The sequence below is a fragment of the Rhodomicrobium vannielii ATCC 17100 genome (assembly GCF_000166055.1).
Classification (GTDB): domain Bacteria; phylum Pseudomonadota; class Alphaproteobacteria; order Rhizobiales; family Rhodomicrobiaceae; genus Rhodomicrobium; species Rhodomicrobium vannielii.
The window spans coordinates 3,956,884-3,969,214 of record NC_014664.1 but is presented as its reverse complement, the minus strand read 5'-3'; the positions used below and the strand labels follow the sequence as shown (position 1 = coordinate 3,969,214).

11 protein-coding genes are annotated in these 12,331 nt (G+C 62.2%); all 11 read right to left on the bottom strand.

Annotation, left to right across the window (positions count from 1 at the left end):
* Positions 1-19: 19 nt before the first annotated feature.
* Positions 20-772, bottom strand: coding sequence for a biotin--[acetyl-CoA-carboxylase] ligase (locus RVAN_RS18285; protein ID WP_013421168.1), 753 nt, complete (start codon positions 770-772; stop codon positions 20-22).
* A gap of 6 nt (positions 773-778) precedes the next feature.
* Positions 779-2,257, bottom strand: coding sequence for an NADH-quinone oxidoreductase subunit NuoN (nuoN, locus tag RVAN_RS18280; protein WP_013421167.1), 1,479 nt, complete (start codon positions 2,255-2,257; stop codon positions 779-781).
* Positions 2,258-2,259: 2 nt separating this feature from the next.
* Positions 2,260-3,798, bottom strand: a complete 1,539-nt coding sequence (locus tag RVAN_RS18275) for an NADH-quinone oxidoreductase subunit M (RefSeq protein WP_013421166.1) — start codon at positions 3,796-3,798, stop codon at positions 2,260-2,262.
* Entirely contained in the window at positions 3,795-5,729 is a 1,935-nt protein-coding gene (gene nuoL, locus RVAN_RS18270; RefSeq protein WP_013421165.1) for an NADH-quinone oxidoreductase subunit L, read from the bottom strand. The genes RVAN_RS18275 and nuoL overlap by 4 nt, the downstream gene beginning before the upstream one ends.
* 7 nt (positions 5,730-5,736) lie before the next feature.
* A complete protein-coding gene (nuoK, locus tag RVAN_RS18265; RefSeq protein WP_013421164.1) occupies positions 5,737-6,078 on the bottom strand; it encodes an NADH-quinone oxidoreductase subunit NuoK in 342 nt (113 codons plus the stop codon).
* A gap of 5 nt (positions 6,079-6,083) precedes the next feature.
* Complete coding sequence (locus RVAN_RS18260) at positions 6,084-6,686, bottom strand: NADH-quinone oxidoreductase subunit J (RefSeq protein WP_013421163.1); 603 nt, start codon at positions 6,684-6,686, stop codon at positions 6,084-6,086.
* Between the two features lie 448 nt (positions 6,687-7,134).
* Positions 7,135-7,626, bottom strand: coding sequence for an NADH-quinone oxidoreductase subunit NuoI (gene nuoI, locus RVAN_RS18255; protein WP_013421162.1), 492 nt, complete (start codon positions 7,624-7,626; stop codon positions 7,135-7,137).
* Between the two features lie 28 nt (positions 7,627-7,654).
* Positions 7,655-8,686: an NADH-quinone oxidoreductase subunit NuoH gene (gene nuoH, locus RVAN_RS18250; protein WP_013421161.1), complete on the bottom strand. Its 1,032-nt coding sequence runs from the start codon at positions 8,684-8,686 to the stop codon at positions 7,655-7,657.
* Entirely contained in the window at positions 8,679-10,778 is a 2,100-nt protein-coding gene (nuoG, locus tag RVAN_RS18245; protein ID WP_013421160.1) for an NADH-quinone oxidoreductase subunit NuoG, read from the bottom strand. The genes nuoH and nuoG overlap by 8 nt, the downstream gene beginning before the upstream one ends.
* Before the next feature lie 457 nt (positions 10,779-11,235).
* A complete protein-coding gene (locus RVAN_RS18240) occupies positions 11,236-11,757 on the bottom strand; it encodes a GNAT family N-acetyltransferase (protein WP_013421159.1) in 522 nt (173 codons plus the stop codon).
* A 265-nt stretch (positions 11,758-12,022) separates the two neighbouring features.
* Positions 12,023-12,241 carry a hypothetical protein gene (locus RVAN_RS18235; RefSeq protein WP_013421158.1) on the bottom strand — a complete coding sequence of 73 codons (219 nt, stop codon included), beginning with the start codon at positions 12,239-12,241 and terminating at the stop codon, positions 12,023-12,025.
* Between the last annotated feature and the right edge of the window lie 90 nt (positions 12,242-12,331).

Genomic DNA, 12,331 nt, shown 5'->3' with positions numbered 1-12,331 from the left:
AAGTCGCTGGCCTTGGCGATCAGCGAAGCGCATCTGGATAAATGTCGCCCGCAGTGACGGTCATGACAACCCCCGCCTCGGTCGTAAGCTTTAATGCGCCGGTATCGTCGACGCCGCAAAATCTACCGCGAATAATAGAGTTGTTCAAATTTACGCTGATTGTTTCGTTGAGCGCCAGCGCGCGGGAAAGCCACGCTTCTCGGATCGCGGGAAAGCCCCTGCCCTCATTCCAGCGCGCGAGCCAGATGTCGAAGGCTCTGGCGAGGGACGCGAAGACCGCTTCCACGGAGGATGGCGCGAGGCCGAGCGATGCCACATCGCGCCCGGTGTCGTCAGGCAGCGCTGCGACATTCATTCCGACGCCGAGGACTACGGCGAGGCCGCGATTGCGGGCGAGCGAGATGCTTTCGAGCAGGTTGCCCGCGAGCTTCGCGCGGCCGAGCATGAGATCGTTCGGCCATTTCAACCGGAGGCGCGCGGCTTCATTCGGCGACAGGTGCGCGGCCGCTGCGTCGTGCGCGGCCAGCCCCGCGACGAAGGAAAGTTGCGTCGCCGTGGCCGCGCTGACGGCGGTCTTCAGGAGAAGCGTCGCGTAGACATTGCCCTCGGGTGACTGCCACGAGCGCCCCGCCCGGCCCCGTCCTTTCGTCTGCGTCCGCGCCACGATCCATAATGGGAGGTCCGCCTCGGCAGCAAGTTGCCGCAGGGCTTCCTCGTTTGTGGAATCGATGCTGTCGAAGCGAAGAACCGGTATTTCAGGACGAAGCGTCATCAAGCCTCAGAAGAATGTGCGCGAGGCTGCGTCGGCGGCTAGCTTGAGCGGGCTCGGATAGAGGAAGAACAGAAGCGTAAACGCGGCGGTGATGCCGAGCGTGATCTTCACGGACGGCGCGATCGGCTCGAAGGTTTCGCCCTTTTCGTCGAAATACATCACCTTCACGATACGCAGATAATAGTAGGCGCTGACGACCGAAAGCACAACGCCGACGATCGCAAGCCAGTAAAGCTGCGACTGAACGGCGGCGTTGAACACATAAAGCTTGGCGAAAAAGCCCGCGAGCGGAGGGACGCCCGCAAGCGAGAACAGCAGCATCGCGAACAGAAAGGCGAACAGCGGCTGCTCTTTCGACACGCCAGCGAGGTCGGAAATGCTCTCGCTGTAGGTCGTCCGCCCGTTGCGCATGGCGAGCACGCAGGCGAAGGCACCGGCGGTCATCGCGAGGTAGATCGCGAGATAGATCAGCACGGCCGACACACCGTCGGCGGCGGCCCCGCCCGGAACGGCGGCGGCAAGGCCGACAAGCGCATAACCGACGTGTCCGATGGACGAGTAGCCGAGGAGGCGCTTGATATTCTTCTGTCCGATGGCGGCGAAAGCGCCGAGCGCCATGGATGCGACCGAAATCGCGATGACAATCTGCTGCCATTGCTGCGTCGCGTCGGGAAAGGCCGTCAGCACGACGCGGATCAGCATCGCCATGGCCGACATCTTGGCGGCGGTGGCGAAGAAGGCGGTGACGGGCGTCGGCGCGCCTTCGTAAACGTCGGGCGTCCACATGTGGAACGGCACCGCCGCGAGCTTGAAGGCAAGCCCCGCGAGGATGAAGACGAGGCCGAAGACGAGGCCCACCGATGCGCCGCTCGTGTGCACCGCTTCGGCGATGCGCGCGAAATTCGTCGCGCCGGTATAGCCGTAGACGAGCGAGGAGCCGTAAAGCAGCAGCCCTGACGAGAGGATGCCGAGAATGAAATATTTCAACCCGGCTTCCGTCGAGCGCAATTGATCGCGATGGAAGGCGGCGAGAACATAAAGCGCGAGGCTCTGGAATTCGAGGGCGAGATAGAGCGAAATCAGGTCGTTCGCCGAGATCGTCAGCATCATGCCCGCAGTCGCGAGCAGGATCAGCACCGGATATTCGAAGCGCAGGATGCGTTCGCGGCGCAAATAGTCGAGCGAGAGCAGGATCGCCAGCGCCGCGCCCGCGAGCGTCAGGATTTTCATGAAGCGGGCGAAGCCGTCATCCACGAAGGCGCCGTTAAAGAGTTCCTGCGCGACCGCAGGCTGGCGCGCCACGAGCACCATCGCGCCGACCAGCACGCCGACCGCGACGATGCTGATGGAAAGCCCCGCCGGGTAGCGATTGTACACGCCCCACATGAGGAGCACGAAGGCGGCCAGCACGACGAACAGTTCCGGGTAGATCGGCGCGTAGGTCGAAAACATTGTGGAAGCCCTGGTGAAAGCGTCGGACAGCATCGTCACCGCCTCTTCTCAAGTTCGGCGAACGACTTCGCCGCCGCGCCCGTGTCGGCTTGCGCCTGAAGTTCCTTTTGATACGGCAGGATCATCGCCTTCACCGACCCGCTTGTCATGTCGAGCACCGGCTTCGGGTAGAAGCCAAGCACGATGGTGAGGATCAGCAGCGGCGCCATGATGCCAATTTCGCGCGGGCTCATGTCCTTGATCGTGGCGAGCGACGGCTTTTCGAGCTTGCCGAAGATCATCCTGCGATAGAGCGTGAGCGCGTAGACCGCCGAGAGGATGAGGCCGAAGCACGCGAAGAACGCCGCGACCGTGTTCGCCTGGAATGTGCCGAGCAGCGTCAGGAATTCGCCGATGAAGCCGCTCGTGCCGGGGAGGCCGACATTCGCCATGGTGAACACCATGAAGAAGAAGGCGTAGATCGGCATGCGGTCGGCAAGCCCGCCATAAGCCGCGATTTCGCGCGTGTGCATGCGATCGTATACGACGCCGACCGCGAGGAACAGCGCGCCCGACACGATGCCGTGGCTTATCATCTGGAACACCGCGCCCTGCACGCCTTGCTCGGTGCCGGAAAACACGCCGATGGTGACGAAGCCCATATGCGCGACGGAAGAATAGGCGATGAGCTTCTTCATGTCCTTCTGCGCGAAGGCCACGAGCGAGGTGTAGATGATGGCCGCAACGCCGAGCGTAAACATCAGCGGCGCGAACTGCACCGACGCATCCGGGAACATCGGCAGCGAGAACCGGATGAAGCCGTAACCGCCCATTTTCAGGAGGATCGCAGCCAGCACCACGGAGCCCGCAGTCGGCGCTTCGACGTGCGCGTCGGGTAGCCAGGTGTGAACCGGCCACATCGGCAGCTTCACCGCGAAGGACGCGAGGAAGGCGAACCAGAGCCACGCCTGCACATTGACCGGGAAGTCATATTTCAGGAGCGCCGGGATCTCGGTCGTGCCCGCCATACCGTACATGACGAGGATCGCGATCAGCATGAACAGCGAGCCGAGCAGCGTGTAGAGGAAGAACTTGAAGCTCGCATAGACGCGGCGCGGCCCGCCCCACACGCCGATGATGATGAACATCGGGATGAGGCCGCCCTCGAAGAACAGGTAGAACAGCACGAGGTCGAGCGCGCAGAACACGCCGATCATCAATGCTTCGAGGATCAGGAACGCGATCATGTATTCCTTCACGCGCACCGTGATCGACTTCCAGCTCGCGAGGATCGTCAGGGGCATGAGGAATGTTGTCAGGATCACGAAGGGCAGCGAAAGCCCATCGACGCCGACGTAATAGGTGATCGTGTCAGACAGCCACGGCCGGTGCTCCACGAACTGGAAGCCCGGGTTGGCATAGTCGAAGTCGCTCAGGAGGATGAGCGATAGCGCGAAGGTGACGACGGTCGTCCAGAGCGCGATCCAGCGCGCGTTTTTAAGCGCGGCTTCATCGGTGCCTCGGAGGACGGCGAGCAAAAGCGCGCCGACGGCCGGCAGCAGCATGAGCGTCGTCAGGATGGGCCATTCTTTCATAGGGTGAACAAAGCCCCGCGATAAAGGTAGGCGAACCAGGTGATGAGGACCGTCACGCCTATCAGCATGACGAAGGCGTAGGTGTAGACGAAGCCGGTCTGGATGCGGACGACGCGTTTCGTGGTGGCGATCACGCTGGCGGCCACCCCGTCCGGGCCGAGCCCGTCGATGATCGCGCCGTCGCCGTATTTCCACAGCACGCGGGCGATCCAGCGCGTGGGCCGCACGAAGATCCAGTCGTAAAGCTCGTCGAAGTACCACTTGTTGTAGAGGAAGGCGTGGATCGGCTTGAACGTCTTGACGGTCCAGGCAGGAATGCCGGGCGAGGAGATATAGGCCCAGTAGGCGACGCCGAAGCCCCCCGCCATCACGATCGTCGGCAGCCACTTCATGAAGACGTCGGCCACATGCGGCTCGTGCCAACCGTGCAGGAACAAGAGAGAGCTGCGCCAGAACTGGGCGTAGTCCGCGCCAACGAAATAGGGTGCGAAGATGAGCCCCGCGAACAGCGCGCCGGCGGCGAGGATCAGAAGCGGCCCCGTCATCACCGGCGGCGATTCATGCGCGTGCTCGAAGGCGTGATGATCCTTCGGCTCGCCGTAGAACGCCATGAAGATCAGGCGCCACGAGTAGAAGGAGGTGAGGAAGGCGGCGAAGATCAGCATCCAGTAGACGGTTTGCCCGACCGCCGAATGCGAGACTTCGGCCACCTCGATAATCATGTCCTTCGAGAAGTAGCCCGCCGTGAAGGGAAAACCCGTGAGCGACAGCGTGCCGATGACCATCATGCCGAAGGTGAACGGGATGGCCTTGCGCATGCCGCCCATCTTGCGCAGATCCTGCTCGCCGTGGAGCGCGTGGATCACGGAGCCTGCGCCGAGGAACAGCAGCGCCTTGAAGAAAGCGTGCGTAAAGAGGTGAAACACCGCCGCGCCATAGGCCGAAAGCCCAAGCGCGACGAACATGTAACCGAGCTGCGAGCAGGTCGAATAGGCGATGACGCGCTTGATGTCGTTCTGCGCCAAGCCAACGGTGGCCGCGAAGAACGCGGTGATCGCGCCAACGCAGGTCACGACGAGCAGCGCAATCGGCGACAGTTCAAACAACGGTGACAGCCGCGCGACCATGAACACACCCGCGGTGACCATCGTGGCCGCGTGGATGAGGGCGGAAACCGGCGTCGGGCCTTCCATCGCGTCAGGCAACCACGTGTGCAGCAGGAACTGCGCCGACTTGCCCATCGCGCCCATGAACAGGAAAAGGCAGATGAAATCGAGCGCGGGCACCTGATAGCCGAAGAACGGGATCGTTGTAGCCTGATGCTCCTTCGCGGCGGCGAAGATGGTGTCGAAGTTCACATCGCGGAAAATGAACCAGATCGCGAAGATGCCGATCGCGAAGCCGAAATCGCCCACGCGATTGACGACGAACGCCTTGATCGCCGCCGCATTTGCGCTTTCGCGCTGATACCAGAAACCGATGAGCAGATAGGACGCGAGGCCCACGCCCTCCCAGCCGAAGAAAAGCTGCACGAGGTTGTCAGCCGTCACGAGCGAGAGCATCGCGAAGGTGAACAGCGACAGGTAGGAGAAGAACAGCGGCTGGCGGTCGTCGTCGGACATGTAGCCGACGGAATAGATGTGAACGAGCGCGGAGACGGTGTTCACCACCACGAGCATGACGGCGGTCAGCGTGTCGATGCGGAGCGACCACGATGTTTGCAGATCGCCGACGCCGATCCAAGGGAAGAGCGTTATACGCGCTTCCTGCCCCTCGATGCCGACCTGATAGAGCGCGAGCCACGAAAGGGCCGCCGAGACGAGAACGAGAGCGCTCGTCAGAAAGCCGGAATTCTTGTCGCCGAGCGAGCGCCCGAAAAAGCCGGCACAGAGCGCGCCGATCAGCGGAAGTAGGACGATGGCCTGATACATGCCCGCCTCAGCCTTTCATCGAGTTGATGTCGTCAACGGCGATGGAGCCGCGGTTCCGGTGGTAGATGACGATGATCGCCAGCCCGATGGCAGCCTCGGCCGCCGCGACGGTCAGCACCATCAGTGCGAAGATTTGGCCCGTGAGGTCGTTCAGATAGGCCGAGAAGGCGACGAGGTTGATGTTCACCGCGAGCAGCATCAGCTCGACGGACATCAGGATGATGATGACGTTCTTCCGGTTCAGGAAGATGCCAAAGGCGCCGAGCGTGAAGAGGATCGCGGCGACGGTGAGATATTGCTGGAGTGCGATGCCGGTCGCGGCCTCGACGGGGGAGATCGTGTTCAGCATGGCCCTCAGGAGATCCCTTTCCCGGTTTCGACTTTAACCACCTCGATAGCGTCCTCGCGTTTGCGTCCGACCTGCCGCGCGACGTTCTGCCGTTTCGAATCGGGCCGGTGACGCAGCGTCAGCACAATAGCCCCGATCATCGCGACGAGAAGCACGAGCCCGGAAAGCTGGAAGAAATAGAGGTAATCCGTGTAGAGAACGCGCCCAATCGCCTCGGTGTTGGAGACCTGCGCGCTTGCCACTGGCCGGATCGCGCCCGGCGCCATCGTGAAGCCGCCGACGACGAGGATCAACTCCGTCACCAGCACGAGCCCGACCAGAATGCCGATGGGCAAATAGCGGCTCATGCCCTTGCGTAGCTGGCCGAAGTCGATGTCGAGTGTCATCACCACGAACAGAAACAGCACCGCGACCGCGCCCACATAGACGATGACCAGGATCATCGCCAGGAACTCGGCACCGAGCAGCACGAAAAGCCCCGCCGCGTTCAGGAAGGCAAGGATGAGGAACAGCACGGAATGGACCGGATTTCGCGCGGAAATCACCATCGCGCCCGATGAGATGAGCACGATGGAAAACAGATAGAAGAAGTATCCAGCGATTGTCATGCGCGGCCGATCTCGAAATGTGCGGCGTAAGCCGTGGAAGACATGGTTCGTCCTCTGGATCGCGATCGCCAGGCGAACGCAACCCGTCCTTTCGTTCAAGCTCGACAGCAAGGCCGCGATGCGCCCTCGCAAATCGATCTTCGGAACCCGGCGTCCGTGTGGGCGCGGGGCACTCCTGTTTATGCCAATCGCGTCTTGCGCCGAGGCATTTCGGCCTGACGACAGATCGATCTCGTGTGAACCCCTTCGAGTGCCGCCCTCCGGTTCGTACCCTCTTGCCGGATGGCGACGTTCTGCGGCGAGGGGAAGAAGCCGCCGCTCACGGCGGTTCGCGCTCCCTCCGCCCCTCGTCGGAGGAGAGCAAATCAGTTGCGCGTCATGTTCGCCGCGTCAGGCGTTACACGCGCGAGCCTGTGAGTGGAGACAGTCGGATTACCGTTAGAAAAGGTTAACGGTAGGGCGCATCGAGTTCAATATTTTTTGCGAGAATGCGCTCCCATCTGTCCCCGTTCGCAAGCAGCTTTTCCTTGTCGTACAGCAATTCCTCTCGCGTTTCTGTAGCGAACTCGAAATTTGGTCCTTCGACGATGGCATCCACCGGGCAGGCTTCCTGACAGAAGCCGCAATAGATGCACTTCACCATATCGATATCGTAGCGCGTCGTGCGGCGCGTGCCGTCGTTGCGGCGTGGCCCCGCCTCGATTGTGATGGCCTGCGCCGGGCAGATGGCCTCGCAAAGCTTGCACGCGATGCAGCGCTCCATGCCGTTCGGATAACGGCGCAGCGCGTGCTCGCCGCGAAAGCGGGGCGAGAGCGGGTTCTTCTCGAACGGATAGTTGATCGTCGCTTTCGGCCCGAAGAAATACTTCATGGCAAGCCATGTCGCGACAAGAAACTCGCCGAGAACCGCTGATCTCAAAGACTGGCCGAAGCCGCCCATGCATGCACTCCCTTGGGATAAGCCCGCGCTAGCGCGCGAGACCTCCGAATTGCAGAACCGCAGCCACAACCACCACCATCGCGAGCGACGTCGGAAGGAAGATCTTCCAGCCAAGCCGCATCAACTGGTCGTAGCGGTAGCGGGGCACGATCGCCTTCACCATCGCGAACAGGAAGAAGACGAAGCAGAATTTCAGAACGAACCAGAAGATCCCCGGCACCCAGGTAAACGGCGCGACCTCGAACGGTGGCAGCCAGCCGCCCATGAACAGGATCGTCGTCAGCGCGCACATCACGGTGATCGCGACATATTCGCCAAGCATCAGGAGAAGATAGGGCGTCGAAGAGTATTCTACCATGAAGCCCGCGACGAGCTCCGATTCCGCCTCGGGTAAGTCGAAGGGTGGGCGGTTCGTCTCCGCGAGCGCCGAGATGAAAAACACCACGAACATCGGGAATAGCGGTAGCCAGTACCAGCCGAAGAGGCCGTAGTTGCTGCGTTGCGCCTCGACGATGCCGGAGAGGTTCAACGTGCCCGCGCACAGGATCACCGCCACCAGTACGAAGCCGATGGATACCTCGTAGGAAACCATCTGCGCGGCCGAGCGGAGAGCGCCGAGGAACGGATATTTCGAGTTCGAAGCCCAGCCGCCGATGATGATGCCGTAGACGCCGAGCGACGAGATCGCGAAGAGATACAGAATGCCGACATTCAGATCGGACACCACCCAGCCGTCCGCCACCGGGATCACGGCCCAGCCCGCGAGCGCGAGCACGGTTGTGGCGAGCGGCGCGAGCAGGAACAGCGTCTTGTCGGCACCCGCCGGAATGACCGGCTCCTTCACCACGAATTTGAGGAAGTCGGCGAAGGATTGAAGGAGCCCGTAAGCGCCGACGACGTTCGGTCCGCGCCGAAGCTGCACAGCCGCCCAGATCTTGCGGTCCGCGAGCAGCAGATACGCGACGAACAGAAGCAACGCGACGAGCGTCAACAGGCTTTGACCGAGGATAAGCGCGGTCGGAAAGCCGTAGTTACTCCAGAGTGTGCTCCAATCAGCCATCGGCGCCCGCAAGTCCCTGCTCGTATTCCTGATGCAGCGCTGAAAGCTCGGCGAGGACCGCCGAGGACCGCGCAATCGGGTTCGTCTGGTAGAAATCTTCGATGAAAACGCCGAATGGCGTATCCGGCAGCGGCGGTACATCGCCGAGCTTCAGCTCGACCTTGGCTGCCTCGACCGTGTCGATGGCGGCGAGATGCGGATGCGCCTTGTAAAGCGCCCTGCGCAGCGACCCGAAACAGTCGAAAGGCAGCTTCGCGCCGAGATGTTCCGATAGCGCGCGGAGAATGGTCCAGTCCTCGCGGGCATCGCCGGGCGGGAAGATCGCGCGTTCGCCGAGTTGCACGCGGCCTTCGGTGTTGACGTAGGTGCCGTTCTTCTCGGTGTACGCGGCGCCCGGCAGGATGATGTCCGCGATGCGCGCGCCCGAGTCGCCGTGCGAGCCCTGATAGATCACGAAGGCATCGCCCGTGCGGCTCACGTCGAACTCGTCAGCGCCGAGAAGATAGAGCACTTCGATGTCGCCGCTTTGCGTGCCTTCGAGGATGCCCGCCGTGTCGAGGCCGCCCTCGCCCGGCACGAACCCGATGTCGAGGCCGCCGACGAGCGCGGCGCTGGTGTGAAGGATCGAGAGCGGGTTCCAGCCCGCATCCTCGCGGCCCTTCACCGCCGCCGCCGCGATCTCCGCGGCCTTCGCCAACACGGCGTCGCCCGCCTCATGCGATAGCGCGTCCTGGCCGACGATGATGAGCGGATGCGACGCCTCTGCCAGCGCCTTCAGCACCGGATTGTCGGGCTTCGCGATCTCGTCGAGCACGGCGAGCGAATTGCCGAGCCACTCGTAAGGATAGGTGAGGTCCGCCTCCGGGCCGACCAACCCGACGCGCGCGTGATTGTGCAGGTACGCGCAGCGAATGCGCGCATTGAGCACGGCGGCTTCCTTGCGCGGATTCGTGCCGATGAGCAGGATGACGTCGGCTTTCGAGATGCCGGCGATGGTCGCGTTGAACAGGTAACTTCCGCGACCGTGCTTGGGGTGGAGCTTCTGGCTCTGCTGGCGGCAATCCATGTTCGGCGAGCCGAGAAGCTCAAGCAGCGTCTTCAGCGCGAACATGTCTTCGACCGAGCAGAGGTCGCCCGCGATGGCGCCCACCTTCCGCGCGCCGGCCTTCTCGACCTGCGCGGCGATCTCGGTGAACGCCTCGTACCACGACACTTCTTCAAGTACGCCATCCCGGCGCATATAAGGGCGGTCGAGCCGCTTCTTCTTGAGGCCGTCGACGATTGCGCGCGATTTATCGGACAGCCATTCCTCGTTCACGCCGTCGTGGTTGCGCGGCAGGATTCGCATGACTTCGCGGCCGCGACTGTCGATGCGGATGTTGGAGCCGAGGCCGTCCATCACGTCGATGGACTCGGTCTTGCGCAGTTCCCAAGGCCGCGCCACGAACGAATAAGGCTTCGACGTCAGCGCACCCACGGGGCACAGGTCGACGATGTTGCCGCTGAGTTCCGAATGAAGCCCGCGTTCGAGGTAGGTGGATATCTCCATGTCCTCGCCGCGTCCGATCGCGCCGAGTTCCGGCACGCCCGCGACTTCTGACATGAAGCGGACGCAGCGCGTGCACTGAATACAGCGCGTCATGAACGTCTTGATGAGAGGACCGAGGTATTTCTCTTCGACGGCGCGCTTGTTCTCGCGATAGCGGCTGCCTTCGGAGCCGTAATACATCGCCTGGTCCTGAAGATCGCACTCTCCGCCCTGATCGCAGATCGGGCAATCGAGCGGATGGTTGATCAGCAGGAACTCCATCACGCCTTCGCGCGCCTTCTTCACCATCGGTGAATCGGTGAGAATCGTCGGCGGCGTGCCGTCACGGTTCGGCCGTAAATCGCTGACATTCATCGCGCAAGATGCCATCGGCTTCGGCATTCCCGCTATTTCCACGAGGCACATGCGGCAGTTGCCCGCGATGGACAGCCGCTCGTGATAGCAGAAGCGCGGTATTTCCGCGCCGGCCAGCTCACATGCCTGCAGAAGCGTTATGCCGTCTTCGACCTCGACCTCATTGCCGTTGATGTTCAGCTTCGGCATTTTTGTCCTTTGTTGGCCCAACCCCCGGACGCCTTTATGTCACCAAGGGGCCGCGCGCGGCAACGGTTAACTAACCTAAATTGCGAACAGAGTGCTCTCACGAGCTGTTTTTATAACAAGTCGTCGCGCGACCTAAAAGCGCACCCTTTCGCAGTGATTATTTAACGGACGATATGCCTACGAGACGTGCCGCAATTGCTCTTAACGCAGGCACTGCAAAGAGCAAGCCGAAGGCCCGACAACTGCGGTCACTTGTCGGTGAGACGCGCCGGTGAGATTCGCAAAAACACGCGTCCCGCCTCCGCTTCCGGTAACAATGTTTATCTCAATTCGGCCTCGTCATTCCAATGATTTCAAGCAGGCCGATGCTAAAGCATGATCCGCAAAACCGGACGCAGGCTTTGCGATACATTCATGCTCGAACGAAAGGCTGAGCGCTCCTTCGATGCGGCGGATGTTAATCGACGTTGCTCGGATCGCGCATGCCGCGAATAAGGCCGCTGTACTCTTCCAGCGCGCCCGGTACGAGTTCGGCATAAAGCAGCCGCGCCGGATCGACCGGCCCCGGAAGCTCAATGCGGCCGCGCGGTATGGGGCAGAACCCGGCACGCAGGTAATAGGGGAGGTCGCCGACGAGGATCACGATCCGATAGCCGAGATCTTTCGCGCGCTTGAGACCGTAAAGCATCAGCCGAAGGCCGTGACCGAGGCTCTGATGATCGCCCGAGACGATCAGCGGGCCGAGCAGAAGCGCGCCCGGCACATCGCCGACCGTGACCGGCGTCAGGTCCATCGCGCCCACCATAACGCCGTCGAGTTCCATGCAGAGATTGAGGCGCGGATCGCGCACCGAGTTCTCGCGGACGCGATAGGCGGTGCGGGCGAAACGGCCCGGCCCGAAGGCGCATTCGTTGAGGTACTGGAGGGCTGGTTGATCGTCAGGCGTTTGCAGCCGGATCGTGGCGGACGGCATCGTCATCGCGAACCTGTTTCTCAGAAAGACCGGGGAGAACGGGAGCGGCTCGCAGCGTTTTCGGACGCGCGCAGCCTCACGCAAGGCGCGATCGTCGTCGGCTTTCAAAGGTTGACAGGGGTTGAGCGTCCGGTTTGGCCATGGACTTGCCCATAACACGACGGGCCGTGCACGTAAACAGGTGGCCTGTTTGTGGCGCGTTGCAGCTGGAGTGCGCGGTCGTGGTGCAGTCTGCCGCTTGCGAGCCGCTGAGGCGAAAGGCCGCCGCGCGTTATGCCCTCGGGGCCGTGCGCGCCTGCTGCCGCTGGGGCTGCTGAGGCTGTTCGCTTCGCGCGGCAGGTTCGCGCCCGAGCAGCCAATCGAGACTGACATCGAGAACGTCGGCGACATAACAAAGCCGGTAGAGCGGCAGATGGATCGCTGTCACGGCAAGATCCTGTCCCGCCTCGGCCGGTAGTCCCGCCCGCTCGGCCACTTCCTCCGGAGGCATCCTTTTTGCCCGGCAGGCGTAAGCGAATCGGGACGGAAAAACAGATAGGTTTGTCATTTCACGCTACACACTCGGCACGCTCGTCATCAC